The organism is Canicola haemoglobinophilus (genome assembly GCF_002015075.1).
Lineage (GTDB): Bacteria > Pseudomonadota > Gammaproteobacteria > Enterobacterales > Pasteurellaceae > Canicola > Canicola haemoglobinophilus.
The window spans coordinates 1-17425 of the sequence record NZ_MUXZ01000006.1 but is presented as its reverse complement, the minus strand read 5'-3'; the positions used below and the strand labels follow the sequence as shown (position 1 = coordinate 17425).

Here is a 17425-nt window from a genome sequence, read left to right as displayed (position 1 = left end):
TTTTAATCAAAGGAATCAGGTATGAAAATTTTCGGTGCCTTATATGATAAAACTATGCAATGGTCAAACCATCGTTTTGCTACATTTTGGCTAGCCTTTGTTAGTTTTATTGAAGCAATTTTCTTCCCGATACCACCTGACGTCATGCTTATTCCAATGTCAATGAATAAGCCAAAATATGCCATTAGATTTGCATTTTATACTGCACTTGCCTCCGTAGTTGGTGGTGCAATTGGTTATGGACTAGGCTACTATGCCTTTGATTTTGTAGAAGGATATATTCAACAATGGGGTTATCAACAACATTGGGATACCGCACTTTCTTGGTTCAAGGAATGGGGCATTTTAGTCGTTTTTGTGGCAGGTTTTTCGCCTATCCCTTATAAAATTTTTACAATTTGCGCAGGTGTTATGCAAATGGCATTTTTGCCTTTCCTACTGACTGCGTTTGTTTCTCGTGCTGCGAGATTTTTACTTGTTGCAAAACTAGCTGCTTGGGGCGGTGAGAAATTTGCTACTAAATTACGTCAATCCATTGAAATTATAGGATGGTCTGTTGTTATTCTTGCCATAATTTCATATCTCATTATTGAAATAATCTAGGATTAAAAATGAATAAATTTGTTCTAATATTATCAAGCCTTTTTATCATCAGCGCTTGTAGTACAACAAAAGTGGTTGATGAAAATGAATTACCACTGGGAATAATGGAGCCTGCTAATAATGCAGCTAAAGATGCAGTTCTATTCCCTCAAATCCAACAACAAACTATGCCGACAAATATGAAGTAACGGAGTATTTACATGAAAAAATTTTTACTTTTACCTATTAGTATGGCTGTACTAGCAGCTTGTAGCTCAAATAATCCTGCACCTGTAGAAAATGCTGGAGAACTTGCACCAAGTGTCATGCAGCCCGTTAATGGCGCTGGTTCAATGGCTTGGGAACCTCAAGTCATTCAACAGAATATGCCTGATAGTATGAGCATGCCACAGGTAACAATGCCAGCTTATCAACCTGAAAAAATCCAACAAAATACTCAGCAAGTAATTTCAACAGCTAAAAAACAGGTTTCACAAAATTTTGAAATCCCAAGAGATCCAAAAACCAATGCGCCTATTTATAGCAAAATCGACAAGGGTTTCTACAAAGGCAATACCTATAAAGTACGCAAAGGCGATACCATGTTCCTGATTGCCTATATTTCAGGTATGGATGTCAAAGAATTAGCCGCACTAAATAACATGTCTGAGCCTTATAGCCTTAGTGTTGGACAAACCCTTAAAATTGCCAATAACATGCCAGATAACAACATCGCATCAACCATGCCAACTCAGCCAATGAGCCAACAACCCATTGTTACTCAAAATCCAGTAAATGAAGCATGGAATACAAATAAACCCACTGTTGAGCCAGTGAAAACTGTTGTTACACCAACACCACCAATGCCAACTGTTAATAAGACAAATCCAGTTGCGCCAGCCTCCAATATTGCTTGGATTTGGCCAACAAACGGCAAAGTAATCCAAGGTTTTTCAAGTTCCGATGGCGGAAACAAAGGTATTGATATTAGCGGTTCTCGTGGACAAGCCGTTAATGCGGCAGCTGCTGGGCGAGTTGTTTATGCGGGAGATGCGCTGCGTGGATATGGCAACTTAATTATTATTAAGCATAATGACAACTATTTAAGTGCCTATGCACATAATGAAAGTATTTTAGTCAAAGATCAGCAAGAAGTTAAAGCTGGACAACAAATTGCTAAAATGGGTAGTTCAGGCACTAATGGGGTCAAACTTCATTTTGAAATCCGCTATAAAGGTCAATCAGTGGATCCAATGGGCTATTTACCAAAACGTTAACCATGAAGAAAGCGAGAGAAAATACTCTCGCTTTTTTATCCATTAAATAGTCCCCAACTAACGCCTAGCAAAAGAACATAACGCAAGAATTTACCGATACAGATCAAAATCGCAGAATAAAGCCAGTTGAGCCTTAACCAACCAGCCAATGCACAAAACATATCGCCCACAATAGGTAACCAACTTAGCAGTAAAACCCATATTCCATAGCGTTTTATTTTATCTAATGCCCAAAAGTGCGGTCGATTTTGCGAAAATTTCGGAAACCAACAACCAATCCAGTAAGTCGTCATGCTGCCTAAGCTATTTCCTAAAGTAGCAATAAAGATAATGCTCCAAAGCTCTGTGGAAAAAAAGCCATGTGCGAATAATAAAGACTTACTTAATGCCACAAAAATCACTTCCGAATTTCCCGGTAAAACCGTTGCGCTCAGAAAAGCACTTGCAAACATTAATAATTTTGGATGAGCTAGAAAGAGTGACCAGCTAAATATTTCCATTTTGAAGATGATGTAAAGCTAGCATATTAATCACTTATTTTGTGATTAATTGATTAATCCGCACATCAAAAACATCCATGCCAGCCGCTAATCCAGCTTGTACACCAAGATCGGCATCTTCAAAAACAAGGCATTTCAACGGGTTTACATTTAATAATTCTGCGCAGCGTAAAAAAGTGTCTGGTTCAGGTTTATGATTAACAACATCCTCCGCAGTGACAACAGCACCAAAATGAGATTGCAATTGAAATTTCTCTAACAACATTTCTGTTATTCGGCGATGAGAGCCAGTACCAAGGGCTAAAGGCTTTTGTCCGACATATTGTTTCACAATATCCGCAGCTGGCAATAAAGTCGCATTTTGCATAATTAGTTCTATGCCATATTTACGTTTTAAGCTAATCACGTCTTCAATTAAAGATAATGGCATTTGTGCTTTTTCCATCATTGCTTTCGCAATAGTGCGCACGGGAGCGCCGCCTAACTCATACATCACATTGCCGTCTAAAGAATAGCCCATTTCAATACCAACCCGATCCCAAGCTTGTTTATGGCAAGGCATAGTATCAATTACTGTACCGTCCATATCAAAAATTAAGCCTTCATATTGCGCAATAATATTTTTGTCTAACATCTTCATTCCTAACTTATAAAAATTTCGCTTATTGTCCTACAAATTTGTGATCTCTGCACTGTTTAATTAGTTTTAATTCGGGTAAAGTAAATTGCCTTTCTAGAACGGATATAGTGGAATTGCGGAGTGAAATTAGTGTCAGTACAACAACGACTTATGTTTTTAGTTCAACGTCATTTAATTGATGAAGATATTATGACAATCACTCTTAATATCCGAAACCAGCTTGGGAAAAAATGGCAAGTTAATTTAGAAACAAAACAAGTGGAAATGTTGCTTATTCATTTAGCCATGGCGCTAGGTAGAATTAAGAGAGGCTATGTAGCACAAGCATTGAATGCAGATTTTTTTGCAGAAATAGAAAGAGCGGTCTGTTTTACAAAAGTTTTAGCGCTACATCAGGAACTACTGGATTTTATCCCTTTCCCCATTCCCGAAGCAGAACAATCTCATTTTATTGCAAATATTTATTCTCTTTCCTTAGCTCAACCTTGGATTTTAACCAATAAATAAGGACGCATAAGCGCCCTTATTTTCTTAATGTAATCCGTGATTATTTTACAAACCCACTAAAAGTTAATTCATAATGATCGCCATCTTTATCATAAGAAATATAACGAGGGAATTTTTCGCCTTGATATTTTTTTACCACAAAAGATTTTTCGCCTGTTTTAAATTGGTAAGTAATTTCCACAACCGCTTCTTTACCCACTTTTATTTTTCGCTCACTAGAACGCACAAAGACGTTTTCCATTGGGTAAAGTTTCTTACCATTGGTAATCTGGAAATTTATCGGCAACTTCTCGTAATAACTCAATTGCAATGCGACAGTAAATAAATCAAAGGTTGGTAAAGCTAAAGTTTCTGTTTTTAGACCGCTCTTTACTTTGCCATACTCGATATTCCCCGCCTGAATATTGGCTTTGGCATAGACTTTGTCATTGCGCACATCTTGATAAGACTGCATTTCAAATTGTTTTATGCCTTGTTTGCCACTCGCTTGAAATTTAATGTTGTACAAAGGCACGTTAATCTGCGCCTTCACTGAATAGAGAGAACCATCAGCCTTAAAATGCACATAGGCTGGCATTAAATAATTTGAACTATATTTAATATTCGCATCTACATTTGCCCAAGCTGTTGGCAGAGCAAATAAGCTAATTAAAAGTGCTTTAAGAAATTTCATGTTGTGTCCTGTAAAGAATGAAAGGAAAGGCGTTCGCTTAGATCTCATGTTAAAAAAGAAGTTCCCCTAAAATTTAGGGGAACAAAATAGTGATTATGGCGTCACAAAACCCACTGCTCGATAAACTTTATCTAAAGTTTCTTTTGCACGCTTGCGTGCTTTTTCAGCGCCTTCTGCAGCAATTTTGTTTAACAGCTCTTCATTGTTACGGAAATGATAGAAGCGTTCTTGTAATGTAGTGAGCATCGCAGAGACTTCATCTGCCACCGCACTTTTCAAGTGTCCATACATTTTCCCTTCAAATTCAGTTTCTAATTCCGCAATAGATTTGCCTGTCACCCCAGATAAAATATCCAATAAATTAGACACACCAGCTTTATTTTGTACATCATAACGCACTACTGGCGGCTCATCTGAATCTGTTACTGCACGCTTAATTTTTTTCGCTACCGCTTTTGGATCTTCTAACAAGCCAATCACATTGTTGCGGTTTTCATCAGATTTAGACATTTTTTTCTCAGGTTCTAACAAAGACATAACTCGAGCGCCTGCTTTTGGAATAAATGCCTCTGGAACAATAAAATGATCGCCATAAATAGCATTAAAACGCTGTGCAATATCTCTGGTAATCTCTAAATGCTGACGTTGATCTTCGCCAACAGGCACTTGATTTGCTTGATAAAGCAAAATATCCGCCGCCATTAGCACTGGATAAGTAAATAATCCCACATTGATATTTTCGGCATGACGAGCTGACTTATCTTTGAATTGTGTCATACGGCTCATTTCGCCAAAATAAGTATAGCAATTTAGCACCCAAGCTAATTGCGTATGCTCTGGCACATGAGATTGAATAAAAATCGTGCTTTTTTCTGGATCAATACCACAAGCCAAATAGAGCGCTAACACATCTAAAGTCGCTTTGCGCAAGGCTTCTGGATCTTGGCGAACGGTAATCGCATGTAAATCCACGATACAATACAAGCACTCATAATCGTCTTGCATTTTTACCCATTGGCGCAGCGCACCTAAATAGTTCCCAATAGTTAATTCACCTGAGGGCTGAACACCACTTAATACAACTGGTTTTGTCATTTTTTATCCTTATTGTGTAATTTTTAAAATATCCGCAAAATCATCAAAGACCCAATCAGGTTTGGATTGTGCAATTGGAATATTGTAGTTATAGCCATAAGTTAATCCAACTACGGCACAACCAGCAGAATGAGCCGCTAAAATATCATTTTGTGAATCCCCAACAAAAAGAATTTGTTTTGGATATAAACCGAACTTACCACATAAATAATAGAAAGGTGCAGGGTGCGGTTTAATTTCTGGTAAAGATTGTCCACCTAACATTTCGCTAAACAAATGATCAATACCAAAAGCATTCAACACAGGTTGTACATGCTTAGTGGGTTTATTAGTGACTACCGCCAAAATGTAACCTTGCGCTTTTAATGCCTCTAAGGTTTCTTTTACATTTGGATATAAACGGCTGATATTACACAGATTTTCACCATAATAAAAACCGAATTGGCGTTTAAAATATTTAAATTCATCTTCCGTTAATGTTTTGCCACTTTGTTGACAAGCCCAATCCACCGCTCTTTGACTTAAAATATCAGCACCATTACCAATCCAAGTCAGCACTAATTCTTCTGGTGCTTGTGGCAAATTTACATCTTTTAATGCTGAATTCACTGACAACGCCAAATCAGGCAAGCTGTTAACTAAAGTTCCGTCTAAATCAAAGCCGATTAATTTAAATTGTGTCATTTTTATTTCCTTCTATCTTGTTACCGTAGCAAGCTGTTGGCGCATTTCATCAATCACTTTTTTATAATCTGGTTGATCAAAAATAGCCGAGCCAGCCACAAACATATCTGCACCAGCTTGAGCAATTTCAGCGATATTATTGACTTTTACACCACCGTCCACTTCTAAGCGAATATCCAAACCACTTTCATCAATAATTTTGCGTGCTTGTTTTAATTTTTCCAATGTACTTGGAATAAAGGATTGTCCGCCAAAACCGGGATTAACCGACATGAGTAAAATCACATCAACTTTATCCAATACATAATCTAAATAACTCAATGGCGTTGCTGGATTAAAAACAAGACCAGATTTACAGCCACAATCACGAATAAGTTGCAAAGAACGATCTATATGCTCGCTCGCTTCTGGATGAAAAGTAATATAGTCGGCACCAGCTTTAGCAAAATCAGGAATAATGCGATCCACTGGTTTTACCATTAAATGCACATCAATCGGTGCTTTAATACCATAATCACGCAACGCCTTACAAATCGCAGGCCCAAAAGTTAAATTTGGTACATAATGATTATCCATTACATCAAAATGAATAATATCAGCACCGCTCTTTAGCACATTTTCCACATCTTCACCAAGACGAGCCAAATCAGCAGAAAGTATAGATGGAGCAATTAAATAAGGTTTCATGTTTATTCCTCTTTTCTCAGTCGAAAAATCCGCATTAGTGTACTACTTTATCCTTCAATAATTAAGGGGATATTTGCTCATGTTAACAAATATCCCCTCAAAGTGCGGTCAAAATTAATAGCGTTTTTTCATTCCTTTTACAGTACGCTGCAAATTAGGACGAGTATGAGATATGCCTTTCTTTATACGATGAGGTTTGGGTAAATCCTCAATCAAAGATTGTGGATCATATTGGCTAACGGGAATACTGTGTCCAATATACTCCTCAATCGCTGGTAAATTCATCGCATATTCTTCGCAAGCAAAACTAATAGAAACACCACTTTCGCCCGCTCGCCCTGTGCGCCCAATGCGATGCACATAGTCCTCACGATCATCTGGCAAATCGTAGTTAAACACATGAGTCACATCTGGAATATGCAACCCTCGAGCAGCAACATCTGTTGCTACTAAAATATCTAATGCGCCTTCGGTAAATTGTTTAAGCAAAGATAAACGTTTTTTCTGCGCTACATCGCCTGTCAATAATCCGACTCGATGACCGTCCGCACTTAAATAACCCCAAATTTCTTCACAACGATGTTTGGTATTGGAAAAAATAATACAACGCTCTGGCCATTCTTCCTCTAACAAGGTCATCAACAATGCCATTTTGTCCTGATTGGAAGGATAAAAAAGCTCTTCTTTAATTCTATGCCCCGTTTTCTGCAAAGGCTCAATTTCTACATATTGCGGATCGTTCATATCTTCAAAAGCCAATTCACGCACTTTGTAGGAAAGTGTTGCTGAAAAAAGCATGGTCAAACGCTGTTGTGGCACAGGGCATTTACGCAATAAATAACGAATATCTCGAATGAAACCTAAATCAAACATACGATCCGCTTCATCTAACACCACAACTTGAATATGATCCAAGCGAATAATTCCTTGCTTCACATAATCAATCACGCGCCCTGTGGTTCCAATTAAAATATCCACGCCTTGCTCAATCGCTTTTAGCTGCTTCTCATAACCATCGCCACCATAAGCTAATCCTGTTTTTAAACCAGTTGCTTGTTCCAGAAAATGTGCATCATTGGCAATTTGTACTACTAATTCTCTGGTTGGCGCTAAAATCAAAGCACGAGGTTGCCCAGAAAAGTGCGGTCTATTTTGCTGTAACAAATGATGAAATGTAGCCGTTAAAAAAGCCATGGTTTTCCCTGTACCAGTTTGCGCTTGCCCAGCAATATCTTGACCATTTAGGGTAATAGGTAAGGATAATGCCTGAATCGGCGTACAAAACTCAAAGCCTTTTTCTTGTAATGCTTGTTGCACTTGATAGTGTAAAGGAAAGTCAGAAAAACGTTGTTGTGAAGATGATTATTTTGCATAAAAAGATGCCTGTAAAAAAATTTGAGCAAGAATAACATGAACAGCAAAAATCCCCAAAAAATGACCGCACTTTTATTGATTTTTTTCGGCTGATAACTAGACAGCATAAGGATTTAATGATAAATTCTCGCCCATTCTCATGTTTATACTCAATTCAATTATCAATTCAACTTATAACATTCTCAAATATTTATTATGCATTTAACAGAACTTAAAAATAAACCTGTTTCTGAGCTTGTGGAACTAGGTGAGAAGCAAATGGGCTTAGAAATTCTAGCTCGTTTACGTAAACAAGACATTATTTTTGCAATCTTAAAACAACATGCTAAAGGCGGAGAAGATATTTTCGGTGGTGGCGTACTAGAAATTTTACCTGATGGTTTTGGTTTCTTACGTTCTGCCGATAGCTCCTACCTTGCTGGTCCTGATGACATCTATGTTTCCCCAAGTCAAATTCGTCGTTTCAACTTACAAACTGGTGACAAAATCGAAGGAAAAATTCGTCCGCCAAAAGAAGGCGAGCGTTATTTTGCTTTGTTAAAAGTGGACCAAGTCAATGACGATAGACCAGAAGTTTCTCGTAGTAAAATCCTCTTTGAAAACTTAACCCCATTACACGCCAATTCACGTTTAAGAATGGAGAGGGGTAATGGCTCAACAGAAGATTTAACCGCACGTATTTTGGATTTAGCATCACCAATCGGAAAAGGGCAACGTGGTCTGATTGTAGCACCTCCAAAAGCGGGTAAAACCATGTTGCTACAAAACATCGCACAAAGTATTACTCACAACTATCCTGAATGTGAGCTTATCGTGTTACTCATAGATGAGCGCCCTGAAGAAGTCACAGAAATGCAACGCTCAGTAAAAGGCGAAGTGATTGCTTCAACCTTTGATGAACCAGCAGCTCGCCATGTTCAAGTCGCTGAGATGGTTATTGAAAAAGCCAAGCGTTCAGTGGAACACAAAAAAGACGTAGTGATTTTATTAGATAGTATTACTCGTTTAGCTCGAGCTTATAATACGGTAACCCCAGCCTCAGGAAAAATCTTGTCTGGTGGTGTGGATGCTAACGCCTTGCATCGTCCAAAACGTTTCTTTGGTGCTGCTCGTAATGTGGAAGAAGGTGGAAGTTTAACCATTATTGCCACCGCACTTGTGGATACGGGGTCAAAAATGGACGAAGTGATTTTTGAAGAGTTCAAAGGTACAGGTAATATGGAATTACATCTTTCTCGCAAAATTGCAGAAAAACGTGTATTCCCAGCGATTGACTTCAATCGTTCTGGTACTCGTAAAGAAGATCTATTAACGACACCAGATGAATTACAGAAAATGTGGATTTTACGTAAAATTCTTAATCCAATGGGTGAAGTTGAAGCCATGGAATTCTTAATTGATAAGCTAATGATGGCAAAAACGAATGAAGAATTCTTTGAAGTAATGAAACGTCCTTAAAACTAAAATCCTCTGATGGCGCTCGTATCCATACTTTAAGTGTTCGATAAGTTCTGCTTTCGTGGATTTTTCAAGATTGATAAATGGATAGCTCATAAGATTTCCTTTTTAGTAGGATGCGCTTCAGCGCACCGATTAAATTAATGTGTTTGATAATGGTGCGCTAAAGCGCACCCTACGGGTTAAAGTGCGCTAGCTGCACATCCTGATAACGCCAGTGTCCTCACTGGTGCTTTTTTTGCCTAAAGTGCGGTGGTAATTTGGAAAGTTTTGGACACTTGTGAGACACGAGCGCCAGCATTTTTGATCTTGGTCACCCGTGAGGACACGGGCGACAGCGAAGAGAGAACAGGGGCGACAGCGATGAAAGTTATAAAAAAACCAGTGAGGACACTGGCGCTATCATGGTGTATCGGTCAACTCGACCGCACTTTTAGGGCAATAAGAGACGCCACATTCAGCATGGGGCGTTCCCGGCTTGACTACGAAAATTCGGATATTTGTACCCTCTTCTTGCTGGGCTAAAAGACGGCGAAAATGGGCTTGTGCAACGTCTGAGATAGTAATCTGCATAAATCAATATTCCTGATAATACTTGAGTAAAATTATCAGAAATGATACCCCTTGCTCGCATTTTTTTCTAGTCATATTATTAAATTAGCAATTTATACCAGTACAGAATTTTTCAAAAAAATCACCGCTCTTTAATATTATTCATACGTGAATTTTATTGTTGCTCGTGCTTCTACATTTCCGGGTTTTATATCGCCCAAACGTTTATAGTAAGCCTCTAGATTTAAAGATGGTGCGGTCTGTTTCTGAGCAACCAGCAATTTATTTTTGATATCCTTTACATGTCTAGGGTTGAGATCCGTTGGGTGTTTTCCATAAGTTACAGTGGTTTTCCCTGAAGGCCCCGTACGTTTTAACACAATCCCAACTTTTTGAGCACCACCTTTTGTTGTTAATACATTTGTCGTATTATTTGGATTATTGGCGTCTTCAAAGGTAACATAAAGTTTCTCCACCACATTTGAACATTTTAAACCTATCTTTGTTGCTCCGCCTAAAATTTCATCACCGTTATTTTTAAACTCACGTTTAAAAACAGGTTTTAAATTAACGGTAATATCTTTATTGCCTGTAATTGAACAGGTTTTCGGTATGTGTTTTAGCTTAAAGCCACTGATAGAAACATATCCTACTGGTGTTGTTCCTTCATATTCATAGTTGTAATAACATAAACTAGAATTATTAGGATCACTACTATAATCACAAAATGAAACATTCACGGTTCCAATAAACATTTGAGGAATAGTAATATCTTGTGTTAATTCCTTCAACAAAACAATTTTAGCAGATATACCTAAATCGTATATTCTTTGGTTTGCTCCTGCACCTCCAGCCTGTGATTCATGTGTTGGATAAAGTGCAATACCGCCTAAATAGTTTTCTGCGTACATACGAAATCTATTATTCCCCGCATTTTCATTGACTTTATTGTCATATTCACCATCGGAGCCACCCTCTAATACTATTCCGACATTTGGATAGTTCTTAAAACAAAAAAGAGTGTAGTCATCATAAGTTCCACACTTTTTGATAACTCCCGTATGTTTATAATCAATGGCATATCTAAATTCTGTATCAGCATCAAGTTCTACAGCTCTATTGTTTATTACTGTGAAACCGTTACTAACTATATTTCCTCTCTCTTGAATTTGCCGTCCCGTATAACTCACATCTACGTTCTTAATAGGAATTGTCATATTCTGAGGAAATGCTCTATTAGCCCACACCTCCCGCTGAAACAGGGCGAAAAATAAACAACCCAACACAAAAAAATATTTTTTCACTTTGAAATCTCCGTTGTTCATCAATAACGCCTGCCTATTGACACTGAACCTGTTTGCTTTGAACGTTATTGTTGTTTAAATCCGTTGAGTTATCTAATTTATAATCAAATGTACAAGATTGTTTCTCTTCTCCCCACGCTAAGGTTATTTTGCCTGTGGTTTGTTTGAGATAGGAAGCGAAAAGTTGTCCCCCTTGTACAATATAACCCACTAAATTTCCATTTTGATCAAAAGCTTCTGTGCCTAGCGGTATAGGCTGACCGCTCTTTGTTTTTATATCAAATAACACCAGCGAATTTAGTTGTGTATCAAAATTAACGAACATCACACCATAAGCCTTAGGAATAACCTCTTTTGCCGTAGATTTAAATTCTACGTTTAGTGGCAATTTCTCTGGGTCAAGGGAAATATAATTACGAGTGTAAGGGGATAAATAAGGCATGACACCATTACCAAAAATATCAATTTGTTGATTTGTCAACCCATTGATTGTAGCCCCTGTCGCCCCTTTAGCTCGAACGATTGCAAACGTATCGCCTAGTGTTTGACTTAAGGTTAGTCCATATGGGTGTAAAATAGCTGCCCCGATAAATTAGTTGAAAACTGACGATTTCTTTGATTATCCGCACTTGCATTAATATTGATGTCTGCATAGCGTGCACCATATCCCACATTGAAGTTAATATTGCGATATTTATCTTGGTTGCTTGATACACCAAGGCTATAACTCGTATCTTGTCCCAATCTACCTGAAATATCAGCCTGCAATGATCGATTATTTTGTGCGGAATAATAACTTGCACTTAAGTCGTGATTGGTTGCAAATGGAACTGAGATGTTCAAATAAAATTCTGCATATTTCCTACCAAAAAGCTCTTTGCTATAACTTGTGCCTAGATGATAGTTAAAGTTACCTATGTTATTAGAATAAGACAAACTGAGCTGGCGTTGTTTGTTTTTTGAACGCCAAAAGGTCTTGGTTGACGTCTGAAAATAGAGCCTACCCAATTTATCGCCAAATCCTTGACTAAGGGTAATTTGAAATTGGTTTTTTGGGCGATAGGTTATTTGATTATATAAACTAATGCTTCCCGTATTATTGACCGTTCTATTATTAGTTACTACAGTTTCAGTCAGTGTATAAAAGTTACGGGAAGAATAACGATAAGTCGCCAGCGTTACAAAAGTATCTGTCGGTGCGACTTTAACACTATAGCTTGCACGCACACTATAACCTTTAAAACGATCTTGATTTAGCTTTGCATCGGAATAAGTTCCATCAAGGACAAAAGCACCGAGCTTGGTATTCAAACCAAATCCCAACAAATAGGCTTTATAGTTTTTGTTTAAACTTAGACCGCTGTTTAGCGTAAGATTGTTCATCAAGCCGTATTGCAACTGCCCTTGGAAAACTCTGTCGTGATACACTTTTGAGCCGTAACGAAAATCGCCATAAGCCAATTGATATTTGAATTGATTTGGACGAACGAGCTGTACAAGGCTAGCAAAAGGCACGACAAACTGGCGTTTTTCGCCGTTACTTTCCGTGATTTCTACTTCTAAATCCCCCTCGCTCGCACTAGGATATAAATCATCAATTAAAAACGGTCCTGCTGGTACGTTGACTTGGGAAATAACATATCCCCCTTGTTTTATGGTTACCAGTGCATTACTTTTCGCAATGCCTTGTACTACGGGTGCATAGCCTTGTTGGCTGGTCGGTAGAACTCGATCATCAGAGCCTAAACGAATACCTCTCAAGCTAAAACCGTCTAATAAATGACCAGACGTTCCAATATCGCCAATCAATATTTCTGATTTCAAGGTTGGAACAGCTTTGCGTAAATAGGTCTCAACGCTTTGATATTTTTTATCCACATCTGTGAAACTTTTTGTTCTTTGCCAAGCTTTCGATCCTGTATGTACTAAAGAAAAGCCTGCATAATTCAGCCCTCCTCGCACACCTAAATAAAGGCTTGAGATAGGCGAAGCATTTGACAAAAAAGAGCGGTAGTAATTTAGATTATAATTTACAAATAATGCTGGAATACCGTTTTGCCATAATTTAGGCGAGGTATAACCAACTGGACGGCGATTCGTTAATGCTTGTGGCAAAGTCAAATCAAGACGAAATTTTGCTAAATCAAAATGGACATGACTATCTTTAATTGCTTTCTCTGTATTAATACATTGAGCAACATCTGCGAGCTTGGCATGATCAAATTGATAACTGCTATTTTTTAAATCAAAAATATCCATCAGTTGCTCGGTTAAACAAAGATGTACTTCATCATTTTCATCTTGTCTAAAAATCAGATCTGATGTGCCTTTTTTCTCATTATTTACATAGACATCAATTTCGAGATAACTCCCTGGGGCAATTGAGTTTTTGCCTTGAAAGCGTGTAATATCAATCGTATTATTTTCATTACCACGCAAAAAAGCAGGATCAAACTCAACATTATCATTTGCCACATCATTACTTGCGAACAAATTGTTCACTAAGCAACAAGGCAATAAAAGTGCGAGGGGAGTTAGTCTTAATTTCTTCATATTAGTTTATTATTGTGTCTTGTTGATAATCGCCACCGTAATCGTTAATAATGCTATAGGTAAGTTTCTGACCTTTATGCAGTTTTGCTTTTGTTTTCACTTCAAGATTAGCAAAAGGTGCCACCATACCTATGTAGCCAATCGGTTTATTATTAACCAATGCTCCCGTAAACGTAATGTAATAAGGGGTTGGATTTTCAATAAGCAAACCATTTTTCTGCAAAGACCATTGCACTTTACCGTAAGCCTCATCAATTGGCATTGCAAGTTTCGGACGATAAAACAATTTAATGCGAGAACGTAATGAAATTTGCAAATAATTATTACTTCCCTGTTCATTTTGTTTTGGCTTAGGCGGAATGTCTAACACATTCAAATAAAACAAACTTTCTCTATCGACAGGAAGAGATTTCGCACCTGTATAAGCAATTCGCAAAGCTTGCCCCTCATTCGCTTCCATTCTTGCCACTGGAGGAACAATAATAAAAGGCACTCGCTCGCCTGAAAGAGTAGACGGAGAGCTAAACTCATCACCATCATCAATCCAAGCTTGCATCAAGGCAGGGCGGTCGGTTTCATTACTAAGTTGAACATTGACTAATTTTTGTTCTGCGGGATAAACCACTCGAGTTCCTGTAATAATAATATTTGCCGAGGTACTTGATGCTAAAAAAAGGATAAACCATAACCAATTTTTCATATAAACCTCAAAATAAACGAGAGTTAAACTCTCATTTATCTTGTTTAAGAAATGAATTAATCGTAAACGATATTGTATTGAACGCTAGCCTGAACAGGACCAGCTCCTGCTACCCCTGTTGCGTAATATCTTGCTTTGTAATTCAGGGCAACATTTGCAGATAATGCGACTTTATCTGTACTTTGAATATATTTATTAATAGCTTCTCCTAACGGAATGTCATCTAAAGTAGAAGTAGTAAGTTGAATACCGACATTCTGTGCAGGGTTTCTAGCAGTATTTTTTAAGACTTTGTTGGCTAAATCCATTTTTGCACTATCAGGTAGGAAATATAAACGAACAGTATTACCTTGTTTTTCATTGACTCCTTTGCATTTTTCTAAATGGATAGTAAAAGGGGTCTCACCTGCGGTATTTCCTTTATTCTTTAAATTAGTTTTACTAACGGTTGGTAAGGTTACAGTTAAATTTTTATCTCCACTTTGAACTTCACAAGTCTGGTCAACAATTTTGCCATTGAAATTAATCGTCCCATCATGAGGCGTTGCCGTAGCTGCAAAAGAGTAGTGAGTCAAAGATGATAATGCCCCCATTAGAGCAAGTGCGGTAAGTTTTTTCATTGATTTCTCCTATAATATTTATACGTAAAAAAAAGCATAAAGATTAGGCATTATAAAAAAAAAAAAAAAAATCAAGAGGCTTTAACTTCATTTTCCATTAATTTACACTTTCTTGACAAATAGCATTTATTTTCCTGATTTTTTTCGACAAAAAACCGCCTATTTAATATTTTATTTACCATTTTCTATGGTTGCATAGACAAATAAAATAGTTCACAAAATTAAAGTTTTGGGTTGTAGATCAGAATCAGCTACTTTAATTAGGAAGATTTGGGGAGAAATTTGAAAGCGGTATTCAATATCAAATACCGCTCTTAATAGACCGCACTTTTGTCCGATTAACGAATAACAACTTGTGCAACAAGATAACCAACGATACAAGCGGTTACAACACCGATAAGACCTGGCGCCATAAAGCTATGGTTGAAATAATATTTACCGATTTTTGTCGTGCCTGTGACATCAAAGTTTACTGTGGCAATATCAGACGGATAGTTAGGAATAAAGAAATAAGCATAAGTGGCCGCCATTAGTCCAACCAATAATGCTGGCGATAAACCTAACTCAATTCCCACTGGCAACATCATTACTGCAGTTGCGGCTTGGCTATTAATTACCACTGAAACAGCAAATAATGCTAAAGCAAAGGTCCAAGGATAAGCTTTTACCATATCAATAATACCAGCCTTAAATTGTGGCATTGCATATTGGAAATAAGTATCACTCATCCAAGCAATTCCAAAAATAGCAATAGCAGCGACCATGCCTGATTTAAAAACAACACCATTAGGTACAATTTGTGGATTTGTTTTTGTCACTAATAGAGTAATACCGCCAAAACATAACATCATCATTTGAATGATCAATGACATTGAGATTGGTTTAGGTGCATTTCCAATAGTACGAATTTCTGGGAACATTGCGATAATTACAATAGTTACCAAAGATAGTAAGAATAAATATACTGACTGCTTAGAGGCTGGAGGCAATTCTTCATTTAATGTTGTACTAGTGGTATTCAAAATACGCTCACGCCAAATAGGATCTTGTAAACGACGTTGATATTCTTTGTCATCCTCAAGCTCTTTACCACGACGTAAACTATAAAGGGACATGGCAATAGTTCCTGCTAATGTTGCAGGCACTGTCACGCAAATAATATCCAGTAAAGTAATATGTTCAAAACCAGGAAGTGCGGTAATTTTTCCTAAATAAAATACCACCGCAGCTGATAATGGGCTAGAGGTAATTGCAAGCTGAGAAGCAACAGATGCTGCTGCCATAGGACGCTCTGGGCGTATTTTATTTTTCAACGCTACATCGCCAATAATTGGCATGATAGAGTAAACAGAATGCCCTGTACCCAACATAAATGTCATAAAATAGGTAACTAAAGGTCCAAGAATAGTGACACGCTTAGGATTACTACGTAATACACGCTCAGCAATCTGCAACATAAATTTCAGACCTCCTGCAGCTTCAAGCACCGATGCACAAGTAACGACAGCAAGAATGATTAACATAACGTCAATTGGAGCTTTACCTACAGGCATGCGGAAGATAAAGACCTCAATCGCCAAGCCAATACCAGATACCACACCTAATCCAATACCGCCATAGCGACTCCCAATATAAAGCATTAAAAGTAAAAATAAAAATTCTAAATAAAGCATAATACATCCCTAAAAAGAGTTAGTTAAAAACAGTCGCTATCATACTTATTTTTAGGATTTGTGCAATTAATTTATATAGAAAATTTAAAATGAAATGAAGTAAATTAGACGCTTATAAAATGTAAATAATGAAGTAAAAATCTAGAAAAAAGATACTAATAAATATAGTGATGATGAATTTATGGCAGGGGCGGAGAGGCTCGAACTCCCAACACCCGGTTTTGGAGACCGGTGCTCTACCAATTGAACTACGCCCCTAGATAGATAGGAATTGGCGGAATGGACGGGACTCGAACCCGCGACCCCCTGCGTGACAGGCAGGTATTCTAACCAGCTGAACTACCACTCCGCTAAATTTGATATTTGGCAGTGGCCTACTCTCACATGGGGAAACCCCACACTACCATCGGCGTCACAGCGTTTCACTTCTAAGTTCGGCAAGGGATTAGGTGGTTCCACTGCACTATTGCTGCCAAAAAATTTATTTTGTTAATTCACTCATTTGAATAAACTAACAAAATAATTAAAACCTGGCGGTGACCTACT

General features: G+C 37.7%; 17 protein-coding genes, 2 tRNA genes, 1 rRNA gene and 2 pseudogenes. 5 read left to right on the top strand and 17 right to left on the bottom strand.

Features of this window, described 5'->3' with window-relative positions; all coding sequences use genetic code 11:
- Window positions 1-21 precede the first annotated feature (21 nt).
- The 3 genes from B0186_RS02135 to B0186_RS02125 are packed head-to-tail and all read left to right on the top strand — an operon-like array spanning window position 22 to window position 1859.
- The gene (locus B0186_RS02135) at window positions 22-603 is read left to right on the top strand and encodes a YqaA family protein (RefSeq protein WP_078217755.1); all 582 of its coding nucleotides are present in this window, start codon (window positions 22-24) and stop codon (window positions 601-603) included.
- An 8-nt stretch (window positions 604-611) separates the two neighbouring features.
- A complete protein-coding gene (locus B0186_RS02130) occupies window positions 612-791 on the top strand; it encodes a hypothetical protein (protein WP_078217754.1) in 180 nt (59 codons plus the stop codon).
- Window positions 792-803: 12 nt separating this feature from the next.
- The gene (locus B0186_RS02125) at window positions 804-1859 is read left to right on the top strand and encodes a peptidoglycan DD-metalloendopeptidase family protein (protein WP_078217753.1); all 1056 of its coding nucleotides are present in this window, start codon (window positions 804-806) and stop codon (window positions 1857-1859) included.
- Window positions 1860-1894: 35 nt separating this feature from the next.
- On the opposite strand, the gene B0186_RS02120 is transcribed toward B0186_RS02125, so the two are convergent.
- Together B0186_RS02120 and B0186_RS02115 are read right to left on the bottom strand one after the other, a co-directional pair.
- On the bottom strand, window positions 1895-2359 hold the full coding sequence (locus B0186_RS02120; protein WP_078217752.1) for a YqaA family protein: 465 nt from the start codon (window positions 2357-2359) through the stop codon (window positions 1895-1897).
- A 34-nt stretch (window positions 2360-2393) separates the two neighbouring features.
- Window positions 2394-2993 (bottom strand): beta-phosphoglucomutase family hydrolase, encoded by a 600-nt coding sequence (locus B0186_RS02115; RefSeq protein ID WP_078217751.1) that lies wholly within the window; start codon window positions 2991-2993, stop codon window positions 2394-2396.
- Between the two features lie 135 nt (window positions 2994-3128).
- Here B0186_RS02115 and B0186_RS02110 point away from each other — a divergent pair, with 135 nt between their 5' ends.
- The gene (locus tag B0186_RS02110; protein ID WP_078217820.1) at window positions 3129-3506 is read left to right on the top strand and encodes a PRD domain-containing protein; all 378 of its coding nucleotides are present in this window, start codon (window positions 3129-3131) and stop codon (window positions 3504-3506) included.
- Window positions 3507-3546: 40 nt separating this feature from the next.
- Here the strand turns inward: B0186_RS02110 and B0186_RS02105 are convergent, their stop codons facing one another.
- The 5 genes from B0186_RS02105 to rhlB all read right to left on the bottom strand — a co-directional run bounded on the left by B0186_RS02105 (window position 3547) and on the right by rhlB (window position 7962).
- Window positions 3547-4179 (bottom strand): hypothetical protein, encoded by a 633-nt coding sequence (locus B0186_RS02105; protein ID WP_078217750.1) that lies wholly within the window; start codon window positions 4177-4179, stop codon window positions 3547-3549.
- 93 nt (window positions 4180-4272) lie between these two features.
- On the bottom strand, window positions 4273-5274 hold the full coding sequence (gene trpS, locus B0186_RS02100) for a tryptophan--tRNA ligase (protein WP_078217749.1): 1002 nt from the start codon (window positions 5272-5274) through the stop codon (window positions 4273-4275).
- Between the two features lie 9 nt (window positions 5275-5283).
- Window positions 5284-5958 (bottom strand): phosphoglycolate phosphatase, encoded by a 675-nt coding sequence (locus B0186_RS02095; RefSeq protein WP_078217748.1) that lies wholly within the window; start codon window positions 5956-5958, stop codon window positions 5284-5286.
- Between the two features lie 12 nt (window positions 5959-5970).
- Window positions 5971-6645 (bottom strand): ribulose-phosphate 3-epimerase, encoded by a 675-nt coding sequence (gene rpe, locus B0186_RS02090; RefSeq protein WP_078217747.1) that lies wholly within the window; start codon window positions 6643-6645, stop codon window positions 5971-5973.
- 114 nt (window positions 6646-6759) lie between these two features.
- Window positions 6760-7962, bottom strand: coding sequence for an ATP-dependent RNA helicase RhlB (gene rhlB, locus B0186_RS02085; protein ID WP_115252371.1), 1203 nt, complete (start codon window positions 7960-7962; stop codon window positions 6760-6762).
- A gap of 252 nt (window positions 7963-8214) precedes the next feature.
- On the opposite strand from rhlB, the gene rho reads away from it, so the two are divergent.
- A complete protein-coding gene (rho, locus tag B0186_RS02080) occupies window positions 8215-9477 on the top strand; it encodes a transcription termination factor Rho (protein ID WP_078217746.1) in 1263 nt (420 codons plus the stop codon).
- Window positions 9478-9888: 411 nt separating this feature from the next.
- Here the strand turns inward: rho and B0186_RS02075 are convergent.
- The 10 genes and pseudogenes from B0186_RS02075 to rrf all read right to left on the bottom strand — a co-directional run.
- Window positions 9889-10050, bottom strand: a pseudogene (locus tag B0186_RS02075) (Fe-S biogenesis protein NfuA); the annotation flags it as partial.
- A 137-nt stretch (window positions 10051-10187) separates the two neighbouring features.
- Complete coding sequence (locus B0186_RS02070; protein ID WP_078217745.1) at window positions 10188-11354, bottom strand: fimbrial protein; 1167 nt, start codon at window positions 11352-11354, stop codon at window positions 10188-10190.
- A 13-nt stretch (window positions 11355-11367) separates the two neighbouring features.
- On the bottom strand, window positions 11368-11658 hold the full coding sequence (locus tag B0186_RS02065) for a FimD/PapC C-terminal domain-containing protein (protein ID WP_235817160.1): 291 nt from the start codon (window positions 11656-11658) through the stop codon (window positions 11368-11370).
- Between the two features lie 48 nt (window positions 11659-11706).
- A pseudogene (locus B0186_RS02060) lies at window positions 11707-13886 on the bottom strand (fimbria/pilus outer membrane usher protein); the annotation flags it as partial.
- Between the two features lies 1 nt (window position 13887).
- Window positions 13888-14586: a fimbrial biogenesis chaperone gene (locus tag B0186_RS02055; protein ID WP_078217742.1), complete on the bottom strand. Its 699-nt coding sequence runs from the start codon at window positions 14584-14586 to the stop codon at window positions 13888-13890.
- A 56-nt stretch (window positions 14587-14642) separates the two neighbouring features.
- Window positions 14643-15206, bottom strand: a complete 564-nt coding sequence (locus B0186_RS02050) for a fimbrial protein (RefSeq protein WP_078217741.1) — start codon at window positions 15204-15206, stop codon at window positions 14643-14645.
- 338 nt (window positions 15207-15544) lie between these two features.
- Window positions 15545-16879, bottom strand: a complete 1335-nt coding sequence (locus B0186_RS02045) for an anaerobic C4-dicarboxylate transporter (RefSeq protein WP_078217740.1) — start codon at window positions 16877-16879, stop codon at window positions 15545-15547.
- A gap of 182 nt (window positions 16880-17061) precedes the next feature.
- Window positions 17062-17137 (bottom strand) — tRNA-Trp (locus tag B0186_RS02040).
- Between the two features lie 14 nt (window positions 17138-17151).
- Window positions 17152-17228: transfer RNA gene (locus tag B0186_RS02035), tRNA-Asp, on the bottom strand.
- 12 nt (window positions 17229-17240) lie between these two features.
- Window positions 17241-17356: ribosomal RNA gene (gene rrf / locus B0186_RS02030) — 5S ribosomal RNA — on the bottom strand.
- Window positions 17357-17425: the final 69 nt, after the last annotated feature.

What these genes read in the sequence shown, in the direction of transcription:
- rho (WP_078217746.1), top strand. Translation starts at nt 8,215, where the DNA reads ATGCATTTAACAGAACTTAAAAATAAACCTGTTTCTGAGCTTGTGGAA.
- trpS (WP_078217749.1), bottom strand. Translation starts at nt 5,274, where the DNA reads ATGACAAAACCAGTTGTATTAAGTGGTGTTCAGCCCTCAGGTGAATTA.
- B0186_RS02045 (WP_078217740.1), bottom strand. Translation starts at nt 16,879, where the DNA reads ATGCTTTATTTAGAATTTTTATTTTTACTTTTAATGCTTTATATTGGG.
- B0186_RS02120 (WP_078217752.1), bottom strand. Translation starts at nt 2,359, where the DNA reads ATGGAAATATTTAGCTGGTCACTCTTTCTAGCTCATCCAAAATTATTA.
- B0186_RS02135 (WP_078217755.1), top strand. Translation starts at nt 22, where the DNA reads ATGAAAATTTTCGGTGCCTTATATGATAAAACTATGCAATGGTCAAAC.
- B0186_RS02070 (WP_078217745.1), bottom strand. Translation starts at nt 11,354, where the DNA reads ATGAACAACGGAGATTTCAAAGTGAAAAAATATTTTTTTGTGTTGGGT.
- B0186_RS02055 (WP_078217742.1), bottom strand. Translation starts at nt 14,586, where the DNA reads ATGAAAAATTGGTTATGGTTTATCCTTTTTTTAGCATCAAGTACCTCG.
- B0186_RS02095 (WP_078217748.1), bottom strand. Translation starts at nt 5,958, where the DNA reads ATGACACAATTTAAATTAATCGGCTTTGATTTAGACGGAACTTTAGTT.
- B0186_RS02125 (WP_078217753.1), top strand. Translation starts at nt 804, where the DNA reads ATGAAAAAATTTTTACTTTTACCTATTAGTATGGCTGTACTAGCAGCT.
- B0186_RS02105 (WP_078217750.1), bottom strand. Translation starts at nt 4,179, where the DNA reads ATGAAATTTCTTAAAGCACTTTTAATTAGCTTATTTGCTCTGCCAACA.
- B0186_RS02130 (WP_078217754.1), top strand. Translation starts at nt 612, where the DNA reads ATGAATAAATTTGTTCTAATATTATCAAGCCTTTTTATCATCAGCGCT.
- rpe (WP_078217747.1), bottom strand. Translation starts at nt 6,645, where the DNA reads ATGAAACCTTATTTAATTGCTCCATCTATACTTTCTGCTGATTTGGCT.
- B0186_RS02065 (WP_235817160.1), bottom strand. Translation starts at nt 11,658, where the DNA reads ATGTTCGTTAATTTTGATACACAACTAAATTCGCTGGTGTTATTTGAT.
- B0186_RS02050 (WP_078217741.1), bottom strand. Translation starts at nt 15,206, where the DNA reads ATGAAAAAACTTACCGCACTTGCTCTAATGGGGGCATTATCATCTTTG.
- B0186_RS02115 (WP_078217751.1), bottom strand. Translation starts at nt 2,993, where the DNA reads ATGTTAGACAAAAATATTATTGCGCAATATGAAGGCTTAATTTTTGAT.